The sequence below is a fragment of the Sphingomonas sp. PAMC 26605 genome (assembly GCF_000241485.1).
Taxonomy (GTDB): domain Bacteria; phylum Pseudomonadota; class Alphaproteobacteria; order Sphingomonadales; family Sphingomonadaceae; genus Sphingomonas.
On record NZ_JH584241.1, the window covers coordinates 2,579,049 to 2,598,427 of the forward strand.

The window sequence follows — 19,379 nt, forward strand, 5'->3', positions numbered from 1 at the left end:
TTGCTGCCCCGCCGGTGGGACGGGGTCAGCGTCCCACCCAGTCGGCGATCTCGGCCGCGACCTGATTGGCGGCGGTGTTGAGCGCCTGGCCGACGGGGGCCGCGGCGATCGCCGTCACCGGCACGCGGGCTTCGAAGCGGCGCTTCTCGACGACCTTGCCGGTGGTGCGGATCAGCGAGCCGTCGAAGGTGACGACGGCTTCCTTGGTCGCCGCGTCGACGCCGAAAGCGCGCAGCTCGCCCGACAGGATCGCGCCGGGGTCGGAGAAGGACTGCGCGCTGCTCAGCACGATCCGGCCGGTCCGCGCGGGGACGGTGTCGATCAGCAGACGGACGAACATCCGGTTGGGTGGCTCGACCCACTGCGCCTTTTCGACATAAGCGATTGAGGTCTGGCTCGCCTGCACCGGCACGCGCACGCCCGCTATCGCTTGTGCCGCGCCGGGGACGAGGATCGTGATCGTCGGCGATGTCGCCGAGGATTGCGTCTGCCCGGCCGGCACGCTCGCCGCCGACGTCAGCGACAGGAGCGAGGGCGGGGGCTTCGCGCCGAAGCTGATGCAGCCGGCGAGCGGGGCGGCGACAAAGAGCGCCAGCAGCGTCTTGGAGCGGATCATGGTCACTGTCCCTTTCCGGGCTTGTAATCAGGCAATTTCGGCTGGCCGATCAGCGAGGTCGCGCCGCCGCGGTCGAGCTTCTCAGCGACCGACGTCAAAGCCTGCGACATCTCGCGCAGATCGTGGACGAGCTGGCCGACTTCGGGGATCGTCTGCTTCGAGAAGGACTGCAGGCCGGGCCGCGCATCGCCGATCGCCGCATCAAGCGATTCCATGCTGTGCTGCGCAGAGGCGATCGTCTTGTTGAGATTGCCCATCAGCGGGTGGATGTCGGTCTGCAGCATGCCGTTGGTGGTCTTCGCCAAGGCCGAGAACTGATCGGCGGCAAGCCCGGCTTTCTGGATCGTCACGCGCGATTCGGCGAGCGTCGCCGCGATCTCGGGCCCGCGATCGGCGAGCGCGGCGGTCAGCTTGTTGGTGTTGGCAAGGATGCCGGCGATCGACTGCTGGTTCTTGTCCGACAGCATGTCCGACAGGCGCTCGGTCAGCGTCGAGATGCGCTCGAGCAACTGCGGCGCCGAGCTCAGCAGCGCGCCGAGGCCGCCGGGCTTGGTCGGGATCGTCGGCACGCCGTTGGGGCAGTCGCTGAGGGGATTCTCGACCGGGCAGGCGATCGGCGGGGCGCCCTTGATCGCGCCGTCGAGCTGCACCGTGCTGGTGCCGGTGAAGCTGCCCTGCAGCGTCGCGGTGGTGCCGACGAGGATCGGCGTGTCGGGATTGACGCTGATGCGGACGCGGACGAGCTGGGGGTCGGGCTTCCACAGCTTGATGTCCTTGACCTGGCCCGAGGGCACGCCCGAAAAGGCGACCGCCGACCCCTTCGCCAAGCCGTCGACCGACTGCTTGAAGAAGATGTCATATTCCTTGTTGGTCGCGGTGCCCCAGCGCGCGATCCAGACGAGGAACAGCAGCATCACCGCCAGCAGGATCAGCACGACGCTGCCGACGAGCACATGGTTCGAGCGGGTTTCCATCAGCTATTGCCCTCAGCTTTCGCCACGTCTTTGTTATGCTGGATCGTCGCGGTCGCGGCGCGGCCGCGCGGTCCCTTGAAATATTCCTGGATCCACGGATGGTCCAGCGCGAGCAGTTCGTCGATCGTCCCGACCGCGATCACCTTCTTGTCGGCGAGCACCGCGACGCGGTCGCAGATCGCGTAGAGCGTATCGAGGTCGTGCGTGATCAGGAAGACGGTCAGCCCGAGCGTCTTCTGCAGCGATGCGGTGAGTTCGTCGAATGCCGCAGCCCCGATCGGATCGAGCCCCGCGGTCGGCTCGTCGAGGAAGAGCAGTTCGGGGTCGAGCGCGAGCGCGCGGGCAAGGCCTGCGCGCTTGCGCATGCCGCCCGAAAGCTCGGCGGGGAATTTCGGCCCGGCATCGGCGGGGAGGCCGGTCATCACGACCTTATAGGCCGCGATCTCGTCGAGCAGCGCGGCATCGAGCCCGGGGTAGAATTCGCGCAGCGGCACCTGGACGTTTTCCGCGACCGTGAGCGTCGAGAACAAGGCACCGCCCTGGAACAGCACGCCCCAGCGCTTGGTCAGATCGGTGAGCTCGGTCTCCTCGCGCTCGATCGTCGGTTCGCCGAACACTTCGATCTCGCCCGCCAGCGGGGTCTGCAACCCGATGATCGAGCGCATCAGCACCGACTTTCCCGTCCCCGAGCCGCCGACCACGCCGAAGATCTCGCCGCGCCGCACGGTCAGGTCGAGCCCGTCATGGACGATCTGCTCGCCGAAGCCGTTCTTGAGTCCACGCACGACGATCACGTCGTCGCCCTGCTTTTTGTCGTCGCGTTCGGTCTGCGTCATATCCAGCCGATCGATGTGAAGAAGACCGCGAAGAAGGCGTCGATCACGATCACCAGGAAGATCGCCTGGACGACCGCGGCGGTGGTGCGCGTGCCGACCTGTTCGGCGTCGCTTTCGACCAGCATGCCCTGGAAACAGCCGGCGACCGCGATGATCAGCCCGAACACCGGCGCCTTGACCAGCCCGACATAGAGATCGGTGATCGGCACGACTTCGCGCAGGCGCTGGATGAAGGTCACCGGCGGGATGCCGAGCGTGATCCAGCACAATAGCCCGCCGCCGATGATCGTCACGATCGAAGCGTACATGCCGAGCAGCGGCATCATGATGACGGTCGCAAGCACGCGCGGCAGCACCAGCGCCTCCATCGGCGAGACGCCGATCGTGCGCATCGCATCGACCTCCTCAGTTAGCTTCATCGTGCCGATCTGCGCGGCGAAGGCCGAGCCCGAGCGCCCCGCGACCATGATCGCGGTCATCAGCACGCCGAGTTCGCGCAGCGTGATTCGCCCGACCAGATTGATCGTGAGGAATTCGGCGCCGAACTGCTGCAACTGCACCGCGCCCTGCTGCGCGATGACGATCCCGATCAGAAAGCTCATCAGCCCGACGATCGCGAGCGCGTTGACGCCGACGACCTCGAAGCGCTGGACGACGGCGTTGAAGCGGAAGCGCTTGGGATGCGTTGCGACGTGCCAGAAGGCGATCAGCGTCGCGCCGAGAAAGCCGAGCAAGCCGTACAGCGTGTTACCGGTCGCGACGACCGCATCCCCGATCTCGCCGATCGTGCGAATCAGCGTGCCGCGCGCGACGGGGCGCATCGCCACGGGCTGATCGGCCGCCGAGACCTGTTCGAGCAAATGTGCGCCATCGGCGTCGAGCCCGGTGATCTCGGCATCGTGTTCTGCGGCGAAGCGATGGACCAGCCATGCCCCGACGGTGTCGATTCGTTCGATCCCGCTCAGGTCGATTCGCGATATCTTCCCGTCGAAGGCACGCAAACGCTCTGGTAAATCGCCGATCTTCGCCAGAGATAGGCTGCCGGTGAAGCGTACGACGTCGGTATCGTGGGAGAAGGCGGCCGGTTCGGTCATCTGTCGCCTTCTGTGCTGCAAACGGGCTGGATCGGCAAGGCTCGTCCGGCGTAAGGCGCGTAAATGCATCACATTGCCGTCTATGATATGGACAAGACAATCACTTACGCGCCGACCTGGACTTCGTTCCTCGTGCAGACCGCCAAGCGCGAGGCGCCCTGGCGGTTGGCATTGCTGCCGGTCGCGGCGCTGGCGACGCTCGGCTATGCCGCGCGGCTGATCGGGCGCGCGCGGCTGAAGGAAATCACGCAGCGTCTGCTGCTCGGGCCGACCCTGCCCGAGCCGGTCGCGGCGCGCGCCGCCGCGCGCTTCGCCGAGCGCGTGGTCGCCACAGGCGTCTATGCCGGTGCGCTCGCGCAGATCGCGGAAGACCGCGCTGCGGGCAACCGGCTGGTGCTGGCGACGGCATCGTACGGTTTCTACGCCGCGGCGATCGCGGCGCGACTCGGCTTCGACACGGTGATCGCGACCGATGTCGAGCGCGATCACGGCGTGATCCATGCGCGGATCCGCGGCGAGAATTGCTACGGACCGGCGAAACGCGCGATGCTCGAGGCGTGGCTGGCGGGGGAGCGGATCGCGCGTTCGGATGCGACGATCCGCTTCTATTCCGATCACGTTTCGGACATGCCGTCGCTCGAATGGGCGGATGTTGCGATCGCAGCCAACCCGCATACCCAATTGCGCGCCCGCGCCTGGGAGCGCGGCTGGTGGGTGGTGGATTGGACGCGCTAGGGCGCAGTCGATCGGCTTTCACCGCATTATGTATAACAGAACAGCAATAAAGGTGTGTCGAATTTGCTGTTGAGCTATGTATTGCAGAAAATGCGATTAGTGATTTTACGTAAACTCCGCATTATGTCACAGTTGGAGCCCTAAACGCCAAGAATAGGGAGAGATAGTATGCGATCGGCGATCAAGACGTCTTCCGGTGTCGTTGTAACGAACATTCCGCGTCTCAAAGTGGCGGGGGCAGCTGTCGGAGCGGCGTTGTCGGGCATTCTGGTCTTCGTTCTCAACACCTATGCGAACGCCGGGATCGATCAGCAGGTTGCGGCATCGATAACGGTGGTGGTGACCTTCGCCCTCGGGTGGCTCACCCCGCCGGGAGGTCAGGAAGCGGCAGTAGGCTGACCGACCCGCGATCGTTCGATGCTACGGCGCCGATCGTTTGCGCGGGGCCGGGGCGGGGACCGGCCGACGCACGCGCTTCGGGCCGGTCCGCGGCGCTACAGCGCCACATCGATCGCGTGGATCGCGAGCCCGACGAGTCCGCCGACCAACGTACCGTTGATCCGGATATATTGCAGGTCGCGACCGACCGCATTCTCCAGCCGACGCGTGATCGTGCCGGCGTCCCAGCCCTGGATCGTCTCCGACACCAGCCGGACGATCGCATCGCCATAATCCGCCGCCATGCCGACCACGGTACGCCGCACGAAGCGGTTGATCGTGCGCCGCAGCTTGGGGTCGGTCTGCAGCGTGCCGCCCAATTGTCGCAGCGCATCGCCGACCGGGCCGGCGAGCAGCGCATCGGGGTTGCGCGCAATCTTGAGCATCCCGCCGCGCGCCTGCTCCCACAGCCCGTCGAGCCAGCGCTGCATCGCGGGATTGTCGATGATCTCGCCCTTCACCGCGGCGACGCGCAGGCGCATCGCGGGATCGTGGATCAGATCGTGCGCGAGCGTGGCGAGCGCTTCCTCGGCCTTGGCACGCAACGGGTGCCCGGGGTCCTCGGCGATCCCTGTCAGCAAGCCATTCAGTCCGTCGATGATCTTGCTCGCGAGCGTCTCGTCGAGCCCGGTCCACCGCATGAGATTGCCGGACCGGTCCGACACCATCTGGCGAATGAGCTGTTCGTTCGCGGTGAGCAGCCGCGCGCCCCATTTGACGATCCCGTCGAGCAGTGGTAGGTGGCGATCCTCGGCAATCGCCGCGGTTAGCGCCTGGCCGAGCAAAGGCGAGACGTCGAGCGCGCGCAGTCGCGCGCCGATCCCGGCCTTGACCATCCCGCCGAGCCGCTGCTGGTCGAACGCCTCGAGCATGTGGATCGCGAGCCCCGCGGCGCCGCGGCGGATCCGCCCGTCGCCGCCCGGCGGGTTGGCGAGCCAGCGCCCCGCCGCGCCGGCCACGTCGACCCCACGCATCCGCCGCGCGACGACGCCGGGAATCAGGAAATTGTCGCGCAGGAAGGCCGCGAGCGTCGTGCCGATGCGATCCTTGTTGCGCGGGATGATCGCGGTGTGCGGAATCGGCAGCCCAAGCGGGTGGCGGAACAAAGCGGTGACCGCGAACCAGTCGGCTAGGCCGCCGACCATCGCGGCTTCCGCGAAGGCGCGAACGAAGCCGAGCGCGGGATAGGCCGACGCATAGGCGCGGGTGACGAGCAAGGTCGCCGCCATGACGATCAACAGGCCGCCGGCGATCCAGCGCATCCGCACCAGCCCGGCGGGCGGGGCCTCGAACGGGCGCGCGGCGGGGAAGGGGCGTCTCATGAAAGCGTGAGCGCTGTGCAGGCGGGATGGTTCCAGACCGCGCGTAGCGCGGGTTGCAACCCGGATTGGCGATGATACAAAAATACGTCCCATGATTCAGTGGGATAATAGGGATGGAGATTGATTATGAAGATCTCGAAGAAGATTGCCGCGGTCGGCCTGGTGCTGACTCTTGCCGCGTCCGCACCGCCCGCCTTCGCCGCGGGCGGCGACGATGCGGGCTGTTCGGCCTATCCCAGCACCTTCAATCTCTGGTTCTATCAGAAAATCTTTTGCTGACCCGAAGGCGAGGGTGGCCGCGTGCCACCCTCGGTCGCCGCCGGGTGCGCGGCGTGTCATTCCGCCGGCTGCGGCCCCTTGGGGGTGTCGCGATAGCCGAGCGCCGAGGCGGGCGGAGTGAGTGCCGGATGCGGATTGTAATCGATCACGCGACTGCCGTCGTCGCCCGGCGTATAGGTCAGCAGGCGACGTCGCAGGAATGGCCCGACCCGGCCTTCGATCCCCACCGCGAGGCTGAACAGCGCCGGCGTGATCAGCAGCGTCAGCACCGTCGACATGGTCAGCCCGCCGATCACGGTGATGCCCATCGGCACGCGGGAGGACCCGTCGCCGGTCAGCGCGAGCGCGGTCGGCATCATGCCCGCAACCATCGCGACCGTCGTCATGACGATTGGCTGCGCGCGCTTGTGACCGGCATCGATGATCGCATCGACCTTGTCGACGCCCTTGTTCATCTCTTCGAGCGCGAAATCGATCAGCAGGATCGAGTTCTTGGCGACGATGCCGAGCAGCATGATAATGCCGATATAGACCGGCATTGAAATCGGCATGCCTGTCACCAGCAGCCCGATCAGCCCGCCGAGCGGCGCGACCATCAGCGAGACGACGTTGACGAACGGCGGCAGCAGGCGGCGGTAGAGCAGCACCAACACCGCGAACAGCAGGAAGATGCCCGCCACCAGTGCGATGATGAAGTTCTGGATCAGCTCGATCTGCCACTTCGATTCGCCGAGCACGAGCTCCTTCACGCCGATCGGCAGGTTCTTCATGATCGGGAGCTTGTGGATCTCGGCCTGCGCGGTGCCGCTGACGATGCCGGGCGCGAGATCGGCGCCGACGGTCAGCTGACGCTGCTGCGCGACGCGCTCGATCTTGGTCGGCCCCGCGCCGAAGCCGATATCGGCGACGACGTTGAGCGGCACCGATCCGCCGCTCGCGGTCTGCACCGGCAGGTTCTGGATCGTCGACAGCCGCTGGCGCGAATCCTGGTCGAGCGCGACGCGGATCGGGATCTGGCGATCCGACAGCGAGAATTTCGCGCTGTTCTGGTCGATGTCGCCGAGCGTCGCCAGTCGGATCGCATTCGACAGCGCCGAGGTCGTCACCCCCATGCTCGCGGCGAGATCCATCCGCGGGGTGATGACGAGCTCGGGCCGCTTGAGATCGCCCGAGATGCGCGGCGCGACGACGTTGCCGAGCGTCGACATCTGCTGGACGAGGATCGCGCCGGTCTCGGCGAGTTGCTTGGGATCGTCGCCGCCGAGCGTCACGGTGAGCGCGCGCCCGCCGCCGCCCCAGCCGCTCGACGACTGGAACGACACGCGCGCATCGGGGATCGCCTGGAGCTCGGGCGCGAGCGACCGCTCGAATTCGTAGCTCTTCATCGTGCGTTCGCGTTTGGGTTTGAAGATCGCGGTGACGCGCCCGTTGCCGACGAACGAGCGCGAATAGACCGATTCGACGCTCGGCTGCTTCTGCAGGAACGCAGCGACGCGATCGACCACCGCCTTGGTTTCGGCGAGCGTGGTGCCCGGCACCATCTCGATCTGCGCGACGCTCGAATCGGTGTCGCGCAGCGGCTGGAAGGTCGCCGGGATCGCGGTGAACAGATAGATCGTCAGAGCGAACGCGCTCGCCGCGCCGACCACCGCCGACCAGCGGTGCAGCAGCGTCCATTTGAGGATCGCCATGTAGCGGTCCATCAGCCAGCCTTCGCCATGCGACGCCTGGCCGTGCGCCTTGAGGAAATAGGCGGCGAGCATCGGCGTGATGAGACGTGCGACGGCAAGGCTCATCAGCACCGACGCGACGACGGTCAGTCCGAAATTCTTGAAGAATTGGCCCGAAATGCCGGGCATCAGGCCTACCGGCAGGAACACCGCGACGATCGCCATCGTGGTGGCGAGCACCGCGAGGCCGATCTCGTCGGCGGCGTCGATCGACGCCTGATAGGCCGATTTGCCCATCCGCATGTGGCGCACGATATTCTCGATCTCGACGATCGCATCGTCGACCAGCACGCCCGCGACCAGACTCAGCGCCATCAGCGTCATGTTGTTGAGCGTGAAGCCGAGCAGCTCCATCACCCAGAAGGTCGGGATCGCCGACAGCGGGATGGCGAGCGCCGAGATGATCGTCGAACGCCAGTCGCGCAGGAAGACGAAGACGATCAGCACCGCGAGCACGGCCCCCTCGACCATCGCCTCCATCGCGGTGTCGTATTGCGCCTTGGTGTATTTGACGCTGTCCGAGATGCGCTTGAAGCGGACCTTGGGATTGCGCTTCTCGAGCGCGTCGAGCTTCTTCTGGGCTTCCTGGAAGACCGTCACGTCCGACGCGCCCTTGGCGCGCTGATAATCGAAGCTCAGCACCTGCCGGCCGTTGAGCCCCGAGGCCGAGCGCTGTTCGGCGTAGAGATCCTCGACGCGGCCGAGATCGGTCAGCTTGATCGTATGCCCGTTGCCGGTCGAGATCTGGACCTGGCTCAGCGCATACGCCGTCTGCGCATTGCCGAGCACGCGCACCGACTGTTCGGAGCCGGCGAGCTGCGCGCGGCCGCCGGCGGCATTGAGATTGACCTGGCGCAGCTGGTTGTTGACCGCGCTCGCGGTGAGGCCCTGCGCCGACAGTTTGAGCGGATCGAGGATCACGCGGATCTCGCGATCGACCCCGCCGTTGCGCTGGACGCCGGCGAGGCCGGGGACCGAAAGCAGCTCCTTGGCGACATTGTTGTCGATGTACCAGCTAAGCTGCTCGACCGTCATGTCGGAAGTGATCGCGGCATAGCTCGCCAGATCGTTGCCGGTGGTATCGGCGCGCAGGATCTGCGGTTCGAGGATGCCGTCGGGTAGGTTGCTGCGGATCTGCGCGATCGCCGAGCGGACGTCCTCGACCGACCGGTCGATCGGCGTGCCGATCGCGAGCTGGATCTCGGTCTCGGACTGGCCTTCGGTGACGGTCGAGCGGATCTCGTCGATCCCCTGCAGCGAGCGCACCGCCGCCTCGACGCGCTGGGTGACCTGCGTCTCGAGCTCGGTCGGCGCGGCCCCCGGCTGGTTGATCACGACGATCACCACCGGAAAATCGATATCGGGCTGGTTGTTGACGTCGAGCGAGAGGAAGCTGACGATCCCCGCCGCGGTCAGCATGAAGAACAGGACGATCGACGGGACCGGGTTGCGGATCGACCAGGCCGAGATGTTCCGGAAGTTCATGACCTACCTCATGCTCGCTGCGTTCGCCGTCACCAGCGTCGGCTTGACCTTCTGCCCGGCGTTCAGGAACGCGCCGGCCGACTGGACGACCTTTTCGGTACCATTCAGCCCGTCGATGATCGCCACGCCGCTGTCGGACACTTCGCCCACCTTGATCGCGCGGCGCGTCACGGTGTCGCCACGGCCCAGCACATACACATAATTGCCCTTGTCGTCGCTTTGGATCGCGGCGTTGGGCAATTGCGGCACGTCGGTCTCCCCGGCGACGATCGCCGCCGAGGCGAAGCCGCCCGGCCGCAGCGCGGGATTGTAGGCGAGCGCGATCCGCGCGACGCCCTGGCGCGTCGTCGGGTCGATCACCGGGGCGACCTGCCACACTTCGCCGGTGAAGATCTCACTGCCGCCGATCGGGGTGACCTTGGCCTGCGACCCGACGTGCAGGCCGCGCAGATCGGCCTCGCTGACCTGCGCGCGCAGCTCGAGCTGGCCGCCCTCGGCCATGCGGAACAGCACGCCCGAGCCGGCGCTGACGACCTGGCCCGCCTCGACGCTGCGCGTCAGGACGAGCCCGCGCGCGGGCGCGCGCACGTCGAGTCGGCCGTTGCTCGCCTGCTGCTGCGCGAGTTGCGCCTGCGCCACTTTGACGCGCGCGGCGGCGGCATCGCGCGTCGCGGTCTTGGTCTCGATGTCGGCGCGCGAGATGAAGCCGCGCGAGACGAGTTGCTTGGCGCGATCGAGCTCGGACTGGGCGAGCGTCGCATCGGCCTGCGACACCTTGATCTGCGCGGCGAGCGAGGCGGCGGTCTGCGTCTGGACCGAGCGGTCGACCTGCGCCAGCACCTGGCCCTTCTCGACCCATTGGCCCGGTTCGACCAGCACGCGCGTGACGATGCCGCCTTCACCCGAGACGCCGACCGGCATCTCGCGCCGCGCCGCGAGCGAGCCCGTCGCGGTGATCGTCCGCGCCACCGCCGAACGGCCAGGCACGACGACCGAGACGAGCGGCAGCTGCTCGGTCGGCTTCGACGGTGCCGCGTGGTGCCCGAAGACCGAGAAAGCGAGCACCGCGAGCGCGACGACGGCGGCGGCGATGCCCGCGATCAGACCCCAGCGCGGCCCGCGCGGGGCGCTGTGGTCGGGCAGCGCGATGACATCATCCGTACCGATCGTCCGCGTTTCATATTGCATCTGCGTCACTTCCCCGACCTTCTGGTCCGACCCGGTGGGCTTCGCCCTGACGCCGCCGACCCCAGCCGGCGACCCGCTTCTGCCACTGTGTTATCGAAATATATCACCGACCTCAAGAGGGCGGCCGCACATGCGCTGCAATGCCGTGTTTCCTGATGCTTCGCAACAGAATCGCACAAGCGTGACGCACGATCGTTTCGCGGTGCAGCAGAGGCGCGACAGGAAGATTCGGCCGAGCGGAAGCCCGCGGGCATCGTGGCTGTCGGGTGTCTCGTTCATCGCGCGTTTCCCCGAAAGCTGTCACTGCGTCCGGTACGGGCCGACCGGCCCCGAACACCGGGAGACATAAGATGCGTTCGACCTTCCTCCTCCTCGCGCCCGCCTTGATCGCGGCCGCCGGAGTCGCCAGCCAGGTTTCGGCACAATCGCTACCGACCGCGCCGACCGTGCTGGCCGACGGCACGCTGCTCGAGATTTCGGCCGAGGGCCGCACCAGTCGGGTTCCGGACGTTGCGACGATTCGCGCAGGCGTGGTGACGCAGGCGCCGACCGCCGCGGCGGCGCTCTCGGACAATGCCGGCCGCATGGCGCGCGTGCTCGCCGCGCTCAAAAAGGCGGGGGTGGCGCCGCGCGACATCCGCACCGCCAACGTCGCGCTCGCGCCGCAATATCGCTATGCCGACGGCCAGCCCCCCGCGGTGACCGGCTATCAGGCCTCGAACAGCGTTTCGATCCGCTTCCGCGACGTCGCCAAATCGGGCGCTATTCTCGACGCGCTCGTCGCGCAGGGCGCGAACCAGATCGACGGCCCGAGCCTGTCGCTCGACCAGCCCGACGCGGCGCTCGACGAAGCCCGCGCGGCGGCGGTCAAGATCGCGACGGCGCGCGCACAGCTCTATGCCAGGGCGGCGGGGATGAATGTGGTGCGAATCGTCTCGATCAGCGAGAGCGGCTCGAACGATGGTGGGTCGCCGCCGCCGATGGTGTTCATGGCGCGCGCCAAGGCGGCACCATCGACCGAAATCAGCGCTGGCGAGACCGACGTGTCGGTGACGCTCGCAGTGCGCTTTCTGCTCAAGTGAACGCAAAAAGGGCCGCCGGGATTGCTCCCGGCGGCCCTTATGGCAGACTGATACGCGTTTTAGCGGACAGTACCGCGACGGATCAGGTTGACGATCGCGAGCAGAATGATCGCGCCGATCAGCGAATAGAGGAAGGTCGTGACAGTAACGACCTGGTTGATCCCGGCGCCGAACAGGAACGACGCAATAACCGAACCGATGATGCCGACGACGATATTCAGGATGATGCCCTGTTGACCATCGGTCCGCATCACCATGCTGGCGAGCCAACCACAGACGCCACCGACTATAAGCCAAACAATGAGACCGATCATCTTACCCTCCATTTGCCCGGGTGCATCCGGGATACGGGGGTAAGACTCACGAGTCGCGAATTTTGTTCCGGCCCCGGTTCGAGCCGAAGCGGCTCAAGTCAATATTTTTGCTGGCGCTCGTACAGCGATTTGTAGTGCTGGATCCGCGTGACGCGCAGCCCGGGCATTCCCGAGCGGTCGATCGCGCGCTGCCAGCCGGCGAATTCCTCGACCGTCAGGCCATAGCGTTCGCACACTTCATCGACCGTCAGCAAACCGCCATTGACCGCCGCGACGACCTCGGCCTTGCGGCGCACGACCCAGCGCGTCGTCTCGGGCGGCGGCAGCGATTCGAGCGTCAGCGGCTCTCCGAGGGGTCCGATCACCTTGGCCGGGCGGATCTTCTGGTTTTCGATCATCGTTGCAACCTCGTGGTGGGGCGGGGGACCCCGTCATTCTACTAACGGCTTGTAGCCGGCGGACTTGAACGCCGGCTAAAGCGGCTCGGTAAACAAGATGTTCATTCCTGTGCCCCGCGGGCGGGGGGTGCGATCAGCCGTGCAACGGCCAGGTTGAAGCAGCCGTGCGCGGGCGAAAACCAGTCGGGCCTGCTGTGCACCGGCGGCAGATGCGCCTGGATCATCGCCGTCGGACTCGCCGCCTGGCGCGCCGCGACTCCGACCATCAGCACGGCCAAATCGGGCGGGAGCGCCACGACGGTGGCGTCGGCTTCAAATCGGGCGAAATTCAAGTCCACACAGTGTGTCCGGTTGGGGGTTCGAAACAACGCTGTAGGCACAAGGTCCTAAAGGGCAGGTAAAGCCGGCCTAGATCTTTTGGACACTTTTGCATCGCGGCGGGCGAGCGCCTATCTGGCGGGGCTATGGACACAGGTGAATTTCAGCTCGGGCCCGATCTGGCGGGAAAGCGTATCGTCGTGGCGATGTCGGGCGGCGTCGACAGCTCGGTCGTCGCGGCGCTCGCCGCGCGGACCGGGGCCGAGACGATCGGCATTACGCTCCAGCTCTACGATCATGGCGAGGCGGTCGGCCGCGCGGGTTCGTGCTGCGCCGGGCGCGACATTCGCGATGCGCGGAGCGTATGCGACCGACTCGGCATCGCGCATTATGTGTTCGACCACGAATCGCGCTTCCGCGACCAGGTGATCGACCGCTTCGCCGACGAGTATCTCGCCGGGCGCACGCCGATCCCGTGCATCCAGTGCAACATGGGGCCGAAATTCACCGACCTGCTCGCCGCCGCGCGCGATCTCGGCGCGGATTGCCTCGCGACCGGGCATTATGTCCGGCGGGTCGAAGGGCCGGCGGGAGCGGAACTCCACCGCGCCGCCGATCCGGCGCGCGATCAGAGCTATTTCCTGTTCGCGACGACGCAGGATCAGCTCGACTATCTGCGCTTCCCGCTGGGCGCGATGCCCAAGCCGCGCGTGCGCGAACTGGCGGCCGAGCTGGGCTTGGGGGTCGCGGGCAAGCCCGACAGCCAGGACATCTGCTTCGTGCCCGACGGCGATTACGCCTCGCTCGTCAAGAAACTGCGGCCCGATGCCGATACCAGCGGCGAGATCGTCGACGCGTCGGGCCGCGTGCTCGGCAAGCATCGCGGGCTGATCCACTTCACCGTCGGCCAGCGCCGCGGGCTCGAGATCGGCGGGACGCCCGAGCCGCTCTACGTCATCCGGCTCGATGCCGCGGCGAAACGCGTGGTGGTCGGGCCTAAGGCGGCGCTCGGGGTTAGCGCGGCACGGCTGAGCGGGGTCAACTGGTTGGGGGGCGCGTATCGCGGGCCGATGACCGCCAAGGTGCGCTCGCTCGCCAAGCCGGTCGCGGCGCATTTTGATGGCGATCGCGTGGTGTTCGACGCGCCCGAATACGGCGTCGCGCCGGGGCAGGCGACGGTGCTCTATGCCGGCGACCGGGTGCTAGGCGGCGGTTGGATCGAGGAGACGGAGAGCGCGCTGGTCGCGGCTTGAGCGCGTTTGCTAGGTCGGGAGGCGGGCGGATGGTGGGAGCGCGGGCTAGGGGCGGAGTCAGCGCAGTCGATATGGCTTGTTGGTGGGACGCGCCGCTAGCGCATACCCATCGCCCCGGGGAAGGCCGGGGCCTCCCGCCTGGTGTCCGGCCGCCCGCCAGGCCATCCAGAGGCCCCGGCCTTCGCCGGGGCGACGGTCGAGGCTATGTCCCAGTTTGATGGAACGCGGCCCTGAAGCACAACCGTCGCCCCGGCGAAGGCCGGGGCCTCCCCCGTGGTGTCGCCCCACCCCGCCAAGCCATCCAAAGGCCTCGGCTTCCGCCAGGGTGATGGTCAAGGCTATGTCGGAGTCTGGTCGCCACAAGACACAGGGGAACGGCGCAAACCGCCGTCGCGCATCGCGCCAGGTCGGGGCCGCACCGCCACCCCGTCAGCATTTCGTGTCTCCCGCCTCGCACCGCGCCTCGCGGGCGCCCCATGCGCGGTCGGCATAGCGGTCGGCGAGTTCGGCGTGCGCCACGCGCGCAGTGGGGTCGCTTGCCCTGGCGCTGGCGGCGCGTTCGGCGATCTCGCGTTTCAGCGAATAGTCGATGTCATACAGCGGTATCATGGCAGGCCCTTGGCTCTGCAAGCGGGGGCATAAGCGGCCCCCTGTCACCATCGCGCTCGCGGCAGGATCGGTGATGATGAGTCGCTATAGCACGGATCGCGGCCTCAACCGAGGAAGAACGTGCCCTCCATCACGGTGACGCAGGCCCCGCCGAGAATGACCCGCTCACCGTCGAGCCGGCAGGTCAGATGCCCCCCGCGAGCGCTCGCCTGATAGGCGGTGAAGCGGTCGCGACCGAGCCGCGCCGCCCAATAGGGCGTCATCACCGCGTGCGCCGAGCCCGTCACCGGATCCTCGTCGATCCCCGCGCCGGGGGCGAAGACGCGGCTGATCACGTCGGTATCGTCGCCGGGCGCGGTGACGATCGTCAGCACGTCGACCTCTGCCTCGGCGCCGCTAGCGGGGTCGGCGCCGGAGGGGCGGCCGAGCTGGCGGAAATCGGGGTCGAGCGCGCGGATCTGGTCGGCATGGTCAAGCACAATCAGCGCATAGCGATGCGGATGCCACAGCGTCTCGACCGCCGAATCGAGCCCAAGCGCGGCGACGATATGCGGCAGCGGCTTGGGGGAGGGGCCCCAGGCGGGCAGCGCCAGCTCATAGCTGTCGCCGGCGCGCGTCACGGTGAGGATCCCGGCCTTGCGCGTGCGGAAGCTGACCGCATCGCGCTCGGGGTCGCTCGACAGCACGAAATGACCGCTCGCGAGCGTGGCGTGGCCGCACAGCACGACCTCGTTGGTCGGGGTGAACCAGCGCAGCTCGAAATCGGCTTCGCCGCTATCGTCGGGGAGGATGAAGGCGGTTTCGCTGAGATTGTTCTCGGCGGCGATCGCCTGCAGCACGGCATCGTCGAGCCATGCGGCGAGCGGCATCACCGCGGCCGGATTGCCCTTGAAGGCCTCGCTCGCAAAGGCGTCGATTTGGACGATCGGCAGTCTCATGCGCGCTTCCCGAACCAGTGAGGGGTGACGTCGGCTTCGACCAGCGGGTTGTCGGTGTCGACATGCCCCTCTGGATCGAGATGGATCAGCAGTTCGACCTTGGGGAAGGCCTTGCGCATCGCGCGCTCGACGCCTTCGACCACCTCATGCGCCTGCGCGACGGTCAGGTCGCGTGCGACCTCCATGTGGAACTGCGCGAAATCGTGCGCGCCCGAGTGGCGCGTGCGGAAATCGTGGATGCCCTTGATGCCCGGCTGGCGCGCGGCGACCTCGATGAAGTCGCGGCGCATGTCCTCGGGCCATTCCTTGTCCATCAACTGGTCGATCGCGCTCGACGAGGCGCGGAACGCCCCGAACGCGAGCCACAGTGCGATGATGATGCCGAAGATCGGATCGGCCTGATGCCAGCCGAGATACTGGTCGAGGATCAAGGCGACGATCACCGACCCGTTGAGCAATACGTCGGACTGGTAATGGACATTGTCGGCGACGATCGCGACCGAGCCGGTGCGGCGGATCACGCTGCGCTGATAGGCGAGCAGCACCATCGTCGCGACGATCGCGACGAGCGACACGCCGATGCCGAACTCGGCGCCCTGCGTCGCCTCGTTGCTGCCGAGCGCCAGCACCGCGCGCCACGCGATGCCGGCCGCCGAGGCGGTGATCAGCATCACCTGGAACAAGGCGGCGAGCGCCTCGGCCTTGCCGTGGCCGAAGCGGTGGTCGTGATCGGCCGGCTGCGCGGCGAGGCGCACGCCGTAGAGCGTGACCAGGCTGGCGAGCAGATCGAGCCCCGAATCGGCGAGGCTGCCGAGCATCGCGACCGATCCGGTCGACCAGGCGGCATAGGTTTTCAGCGCGATCAGCCCGCACGCCATCGCCACGCTGGCGAGCGCGGCACGGACGGTATGCGGGATGGCGCGGCGCTGGTCCTCGGTCATGGGTAGAGCAATCCTTCGGCCCAGCCGTCACGGGAGCGCGTGAAAACGCGGCGCTCGTGCAGGCGATGCGCGCGGTCCTGCCAGAATTCGATCACCGCCGGGGTGACGCGGTAGCCGCCCCAGAAGGGCGGGCGCGGGACGTCCTGCCCCTCGAACTTCGCCTGCATCTCGGCAAAGCGCGCTTCGAACGTGGCGCGATCGTCGAGCGGACGCGACTGGTCCGAGGCCCAGGCGCCGAGCTGCGAATCGCGCCCGCGGCTGGCGAAATAAGCGTCCGATTCGGCATCGGTCGCGCGCGCGACGCTGCCTTCGATGCGGATCTGCCGGCGCTGCGACTTCCAGTGGAACATCAGCGCAGCGTGCGGATTGGCGTCGAGCTCGCCCGCCTTGCGGCTGCCGTGGTTGGTGTAGAAGACGAAGCCGTCGGGGCCGTGCCCCTTGAGCAGTACCATCCGCGACGACGGGCGGCCGTCGGCATCGGCGGTGGCGAGCGCCATCGCGTTGGAATCGTTGATCTCGCTCGCGCGCGCCTCGGCGTACCACGTATCGAACAGCTGGAAGGGGTCATCGGCCATGTCGGGGCTTTACCGCGTGGGAAGCCTCGCGTCACCTGTGGCGTGGCGGCGGCAGTCCTGCTATCGAGAAAGGGCAGGAGGCGCGCATGGATGACCGGGTGAATCTTGGCGAACCGCTCGATGCCTATATCGATCAGTTGGTCGATTCCGGGCGTTTCGACTCACCGACCGACGTGCTGCGCGAGGGCGTTCGTCTGGTCCTGGAGCGCGAGACCTGGCAAAGCTATGTCGACGATCGGGTCGCGGCGGGTATCGCCGCAGAAGACGCCGACGACGTCGTCGATGGCGAGGCCTTGTTCGACGAGCTGCTCGCGAAATATGTGGCGCCGACGAAACCCGCTTGAGGCTTGTCTTCTCCAGACCCGCGGCGAACGATCTTCGCGAGATCGATCACTGGATCGCACACGACAATCCTTCGCGCGCGGCGACATTCGTCCGTGAGCTGCGCTCCGCCTGCCGCGACCTGCTTGCCTTCCCGAAGGCCTATCCGGTCGATCCGCGCTATCTGCCGATCGAGATTCACCGGCGTTCGCACGGCAGGTACGTCATTTTCTATCGGATCGGTCAGGACCGCTTGACGATCATCGGCATTGTTCACTCCGCCCGCGACAGCGGGACGATCCTTGCACCACGTCTCGCTTGAGCGGAACATCCCTCGCGCCCAGGTATTGAATCGCGATCGTAACAGAGGGATGCGCGGCATGGCGGCAAGGGCCTATTGGCAAGGACAGATCCGGCTCGCGCTGGTCTCGATCCCGGTCGAGATCTATTCCGCCACCAAATCGGGTGCGGCGGTGAGCTTCAAGCAGATCCATGAACCGACCGGCAAGCCGATCCATTACGAGAAGGTCGTGACGGGAGTAGGCCCGGTCGACGTCGACGAGATCATGAAGGGCTTCGAGTTCGAGAAGGGCGAATACGTTCTGCTCGAACAGGACGAAATCGACGCGGTGAAGCTGGAGTCTAAAAAGACGCTCGAACTGACGCAGTTCGTCGATGCGAGCGAGATCGACGTGCTCTATTACGAGAAACCCTATTTCGTCGTGCCCGCCGATGATCTGGCGGAAGAGGCGTTCATCGTGCTGCGCGAGGCGCTCAAGCGGACCAAGAAGGTCGGACTAGGGCAGCTCGCGATGCGCGGACGCGAATATGTCGTGAGCCTGAAGCCGTGCGGACGCGGGATGGTGCTCGAGACGCTGCGCTATGCCGACGAGGTCAACAAGGCGCAGGGCTATTTCCGCGACATCGCCGACGATGCGCCCGATGCCGACCTGATGGACCTGGCCGAGGCGCTGATCGAGAAGAAGTCGGGCGCGTTCCACCCGCAGGATTTTCACGACCGCTATGTCGACGCGCTCAAGGATCTGGTCGAGCGCAAGCGCACGGCCAAGGGCGGCAAGATCATCGAGGAGAAGGATGACGGGAAACCGAGCAAGGGGTCGAATGTCGTTGATCTGATGGCCGCGCTGCGCAAGTCGATGGGGACTTCGGCGCCGGCCAAGGCGGCGGAGAAGCCGGCGGCGGCGAAGAAGGCGCCGGCCAAGAAGGCGCCTGCGAAAAGCGCGCCGGCGAAGAAGCGTGCTTGATGCTCTTCTTCCCCCTCCCGCAAGCGGGAGGGGGGAAGAGGTGACCGACCCGCTCGCCACATACAACGCCAAGCGCGATTTCGCGAAGACCGCCGAGCCCGCCGGCACGCTCGAGCCCGGCCACGGCAACCGCTTCATCGTCCAGAAGCACGACGCCTCTCGCCTCCATTGGGATTTCCGTCTCGAAGTCGACGGCGTGCTCAAGAGCTGGGCGGTGACGCGCGGGCCGAGCATCGACCCCGACCAGAAGCGCCTCGCGGTCCGCACCGAGGACCATCCGCTGTCCTATGCCGATTTCGAGGGCACGATCCCGGCGGGCGAATATGGCGGCGGCACGGTGATGCTGTGGGACAGCGGCACTTGGGCGCCGATCGCGGGCAAGAGCGCGAAGGATATCGAACAGGGCCACCTCCACTTCGTGCTCGAAGGCGAGCGGATGAAGGGCGAATGGATGCTGATCCGCCTGAAACCGCGCGGCAAGGAGAAGGGCGAGAACTGGCTGTTGCGCAAGGTCGGTGACGCCGAGGCGGGCGGGACCGATACTTTGGTCGAGACCGGGCTGACGAGTGTGGCGACCGGGCGGACGATGGTCGAAATTGCCGAGGGTAAACCTTCTAAATCCTCCCCCGCGAAGCGGGGGAGGGGGACCGCTCGCGCAGCGAGTGGTG

23 protein-coding genes are annotated in these 19,379 nt (G+C 66.8%); 9 read left to right on the forward strand and 14 right to left on the reverse strand.

Features of this window, described 5'->3' with window-relative positions; all coding sequences use genetic code 11:
* Nucleotides 1-25: 25 nt before the first annotated feature.
* The 4 genes from RH90_RS12005 to RH90_RS12020 are packed head-to-tail and all read right to left on the reverse strand — an operon-like array spanning nt 26 to nt 3,520.
* Nucleotides 26-622: an ABC-type transport auxiliary lipoprotein family protein gene (locus RH90_RS12005; RefSeq protein ID WP_010185916.1), complete on the reverse strand. Its 597-nt coding sequence runs from the start codon at nt 620-622 to the stop codon at nt 26-28.
* Complete coding sequence (locus RH90_RS12010) at nt 619-1,590, reverse strand: MlaD family protein (RefSeq protein WP_010185917.1); 972 nt, start codon at nt 1,588-1,590, stop codon at nt 619-621. The genes RH90_RS12005 and RH90_RS12010 overlap by 4 nt, the downstream gene beginning before the upstream one ends.
* Nucleotides 1,590-2,426: an ABC transporter ATP-binding protein gene (locus RH90_RS12015; RefSeq protein ID WP_010185918.1), complete on the reverse strand. Its 837-nt coding sequence runs from the start codon at nt 2,424-2,426 to the stop codon at nt 1,590-1,592. The genes RH90_RS12010 and RH90_RS12015 overlap by 1 nt, the downstream gene beginning before the upstream one ends.
* Nucleotides 2,423-3,520 (reverse strand): ABC transporter permease, encoded by a 1,098-nt coding sequence (locus tag RH90_RS12020; RefSeq protein ID WP_010185919.1) that lies wholly within the window; start codon nt 3,518-3,520, stop codon nt 2,423-2,425. Before RH90_RS12020 ends, RH90_RS12015 begins: the two co-directional genes overlap by 4 nt.
* 63 nt (nt 3,521-3,583) lie before the next feature.
* Here RH90_RS12020 and RH90_RS12025 point away from each other — a divergent pair, with 63 nt between their 5' ends.
* Together RH90_RS12025 and RH90_RS23455 are read left to right on the forward strand one after the other, a co-directional pair.
* Nucleotides 3,584-4,255, forward strand: a complete 672-nt coding sequence (locus RH90_RS12025; RefSeq protein ID WP_010185920.1) for an HAD family hydrolase — start codon at nt 3,584-3,586, stop codon at nt 4,253-4,255.
* A 168-nt stretch (nt 4,256-4,423) separates the two neighbouring features.
* Complete coding sequence (locus tag RH90_RS23455; protein ID WP_010185922.1) at nt 4,424-4,654, forward strand: hypothetical protein; 231 nt, start codon at nt 4,424-4,426, stop codon at nt 4,652-4,654.
* Between the two features lie 95 nt (nt 4,655-4,749).
* Here RH90_RS23455 and RH90_RS12030 read toward each other — a convergent pair whose 3' ends face one another.
* Nucleotides 4,750-6,015, reverse strand: a complete 1,266-nt coding sequence (locus RH90_RS12030) for a DUF445 family protein (protein WP_010185923.1) — start codon at nt 6,013-6,015, stop codon at nt 4,750-4,752.
* A 126-nt stretch (nt 6,016-6,141) separates the two neighbouring features.
* Here RH90_RS12030 and RH90_RS23460 point away from each other — a divergent pair, with 126 nt between their 5' ends.
* Nucleotides 6,142-6,294 (forward strand): hypothetical protein, encoded by a 153-nt coding sequence (locus RH90_RS23460; protein WP_157134581.1) that lies wholly within the window; start codon nt 6,142-6,144, stop codon nt 6,292-6,294.
* Between the two features lie 56 nt (nt 6,295-6,350).
* On the opposite strand, the gene RH90_RS12035 is transcribed toward RH90_RS23460, so the two are convergent.
* Both RH90_RS12035 and RH90_RS12040 read right to left on the reverse strand, forming a co-directional pair.
* Entirely contained in the window at nt 6,351-9,509 is a 3,159-nt protein-coding gene (locus tag RH90_RS12035) for an efflux RND transporter permease subunit (RefSeq protein ID WP_010185924.1), read from the reverse strand.
* 3 nt (nt 9,510-9,512) lie between these two features.
* Entirely contained in the window at nt 9,513-10,697 is a 1,185-nt protein-coding gene (locus tag RH90_RS12040; protein WP_029625270.1) for an efflux RND transporter periplasmic adaptor subunit, read from the reverse strand.
* Between the two features lie 350 nt (nt 10,698-11,047).
* On the opposite strand from RH90_RS12040, the gene RH90_RS12045 reads away from it, so the two are divergent.
* Nucleotides 11,048-11,779, forward strand: coding sequence for an SIMPL domain-containing protein (locus tag RH90_RS12045; RefSeq protein ID WP_010185926.1), 732 nt, complete (start codon nt 11,048-11,050; stop codon nt 11,777-11,779).
* Between the two features lie 59 nt (nt 11,780-11,838).
* Here the strand turns inward: RH90_RS12045 and RH90_RS12050 are convergent, their stop codons facing one another.
* From RH90_RS12050 to RH90_RS12060, 3 genes are all read right to left on the reverse strand, one after another.
* Entirely contained in the window at nt 11,839-12,090 is a 252-nt protein-coding gene (locus tag RH90_RS12050; protein WP_029625271.1) for a GlsB/YeaQ/YmgE family stress response membrane protein, read from the reverse strand.
* A gap of 101 nt (nt 12,091-12,191) precedes the next feature.
* Nucleotides 12,192-12,491, reverse strand: coding sequence for a CtrA inhibitor SciP (sciP, locus tag RH90_RS12055; RefSeq protein WP_010185929.1), 300 nt, complete (start codon nt 12,489-12,491; stop codon nt 12,192-12,194).
* Nucleotides 12,492-12,592: 101 nt separating this feature from the next.
* Nucleotides 12,593-12,829 (reverse strand): hypothetical protein, encoded by a 237-nt coding sequence (locus RH90_RS12060; protein WP_010185930.1) that lies wholly within the window; start codon nt 12,827-12,829, stop codon nt 12,593-12,595.
* Nucleotides 12,830-12,955: 126 nt separating this feature from the next.
* Here RH90_RS12060 and mnmA point away from each other — a divergent pair, with 126 nt between their 5' ends.
* Nucleotides 12,956-14,062, forward strand: a complete 1,107-nt coding sequence (gene mnmA, locus RH90_RS12065) for a tRNA 2-thiouridine(34) synthase MnmA (RefSeq protein ID WP_010185931.1) — start codon at nt 12,956-12,958, stop codon at nt 14,060-14,062.
* A gap of 429 nt (nt 14,063-14,491) precedes the next feature.
* Here the strand turns inward: mnmA and RH90_RS12075 are convergent, their stop codons facing one another.
* From RH90_RS12075 to pdxH, 4 genes are all read right to left on the reverse strand, one after another.
* Nucleotides 14,492-14,671: a hypothetical protein gene (locus RH90_RS12075; protein WP_029625272.1), complete on the reverse strand. Its 180-nt coding sequence runs from the start codon at nt 14,669-14,671 to the stop codon at nt 14,492-14,494.
* A gap of 104 nt (nt 14,672-14,775) precedes the next feature.
* The gene (locus RH90_RS12080; protein WP_010185935.1) at nt 14,776-15,609 is read right to left on the reverse strand and encodes a PhzF family phenazine biosynthesis protein; all 834 of its coding nucleotides are present in this window, start codon (nt 15,607-15,609) and stop codon (nt 14,776-14,778) included.
* A complete protein-coding gene (locus RH90_RS12085) occupies nt 15,606-16,550 on the reverse strand; it encodes a cation diffusion facilitator family transporter (RefSeq protein ID WP_010185936.1) in 945 nt (314 codons plus the stop codon). The genes RH90_RS12080 and RH90_RS12085 overlap by 4 nt, the downstream gene beginning before the upstream one ends.
* Entirely contained in the window at nt 16,547-17,125 is a 579-nt protein-coding gene (gene pdxH, locus RH90_RS12090) for a pyridoxamine 5'-phosphate oxidase (RefSeq protein ID WP_010185937.1), read from the reverse strand. Before pdxH ends, RH90_RS12085 begins: the two co-directional genes overlap by 4 nt.
* An 86-nt stretch (nt 17,126-17,211) precedes the next feature.
* Between pdxH and RH90_RS12095 the strand changes: the two genes are divergently transcribed.
* The 4 genes from RH90_RS12095 to RH90_RS12110 form a co-directional block, all read left to right on the forward strand.
* Nucleotides 17,212-17,469 carry a type II toxin-antitoxin system ParD family antitoxin gene (locus RH90_RS12095; protein WP_010185938.1) on the forward strand — a complete coding sequence of 86 codons (258 nt, stop codon included), beginning with the start codon at nt 17,212-17,214 and terminating at the stop codon, nt 17,467-17,469.
* Nucleotides 17,466-17,768 carry a type II toxin-antitoxin system RelE/ParE family toxin gene (locus RH90_RS12100; protein WP_010185939.1) on the forward strand — a complete coding sequence of 101 codons (303 nt, stop codon included), beginning with the start codon at nt 17,466-17,468 and terminating at the stop codon, nt 17,766-17,768. The genes RH90_RS12095 and RH90_RS12100 overlap by 4 nt, the downstream gene beginning before the upstream one ends.
* A gap of 58 nt (nt 17,769-17,826) precedes the next feature.
* Nucleotides 17,827-18,711 carry a non-homologous end joining protein Ku gene (gene ku, locus RH90_RS12105; protein WP_010185940.1) on the forward strand — a complete coding sequence of 295 codons (885 nt, stop codon included), beginning with the start codon at nt 17,827-17,829 and terminating at the stop codon, nt 18,709-18,711.
* Between the two features lie 40 nt (nt 18,712-18,751).
* A partial coding sequence (locus RH90_RS12110; protein WP_010185941.1) for a DNA polymerase ligase N-terminal domain-containing protein occupies nt 18,752-19,379 on the forward strand: 628 nt, incomplete at its 3' end.

Coding starts and splice junctions, on each gene's coding strand:
- mnmA (WP_010185931.1), top strand. CDS start 12,956: ATGGACACAGGTGAATTTCAGCTCGGGCCCGATCTGGCGGGAAAGCGT.
- RH90_RS12020 (WP_010185919.1), bottom strand. CDS start 3,520: ATGACCGAACCGGCCGCCTTCTCCCACGATACCGACGTCGTACGCTTC.
- RH90_RS12035 (WP_010185924.1), bottom strand. CDS start 9,509: ATGAACTTCCGGAACATCTCGGCCTGGTCGATCCGCAACCCGGTCCCG.
- RH90_RS12040 (WP_029625270.1), bottom strand. CDS start 10,697: ATGCAATATGAAACGCGGACGATCGGTACGGATGATGTCATCGCGCTG.
- RH90_RS12085 (WP_010185936.1), bottom strand. CDS start 16,550: ATGACCGAGGACCAGCGCCGCGCCATCCCGCATACCGTCCGTGCCGCG.
- pdxH (WP_010185937.1), bottom strand. CDS start 17,125: ATGGCCGATGACCCCTTCCAGCTGTTCGATACGTGGTACGCCGAGGCG.
- RH90_RS12080 (WP_010185935.1), bottom strand. CDS start 15,609: ATGAGACTGCCGATCGTCCAAATCGACGCCTTTGCGAGCGAGGCCTTC.
- RH90_RS12045 (WP_010185926.1), top strand. CDS start 11,048: ATGCGTTCGACCTTCCTCCTCCTCGCGCCCGCCTTGATCGCGGCCGCC.
- sciP (WP_010185929.1), bottom strand. CDS start 12,491: ATGATCGAAAACCAGAAGATCCGCCCGGCCAAGGTGATCGGACCCCTC.
- RH90_RS23460 (WP_157134581.1), top strand. CDS start 6,142: ATGAAGATCTCGAAGAAGATTGCCGCGGTCGGCCTGGTGCTGACTCTT.
- RH90_RS23455 (WP_010185922.1), top strand. CDS start 4,424: ATGCGATCGGCGATCAAGACGTCTTCCGGTGTCGTTGTAACGAACATT.
- ku (WP_010185940.1), top strand. CDS start 17,827: ATGGCGGCAAGGGCCTATTGGCAAGGACAGATCCGGCTCGCGCTGGTC.
- RH90_RS12095 (WP_010185938.1), top strand. CDS start 17,212: ATGGATGACCGGGTGAATCTTGGCGAACCGCTCGATGCCTATATCGAT.
- RH90_RS12030 (WP_010185923.1), bottom strand. CDS start 6,015: ATGAGACGCCCCTTCCCCGCCGCGCGCCCGTTCGAGGCCCCGCCCGCC.
- RH90_RS12015 (WP_010185918.1), bottom strand. CDS start 2,426: ATGACGCAGACCGAACGCGACGACAAAAAGCAGGGCGACGACGTGATC.
- RH90_RS12010 (WP_010185917.1), bottom strand. CDS start 1,590: ATGGAAACCCGCTCGAACCATGTGCTCGTCGGCAGCGTCGTGCTGATC.
- RH90_RS12025 (WP_010185920.1), top strand. CDS start 3,584: ATGCATCACATTGCCGTCTATGATATGGACAAGACAATCACTTACGCG.
- RH90_RS12075 (WP_029625272.1), bottom strand. CDS start 14,671: ATGATACCGCTGTATGACATCGACTATTCGCTGAAACGCGAGATCGCC.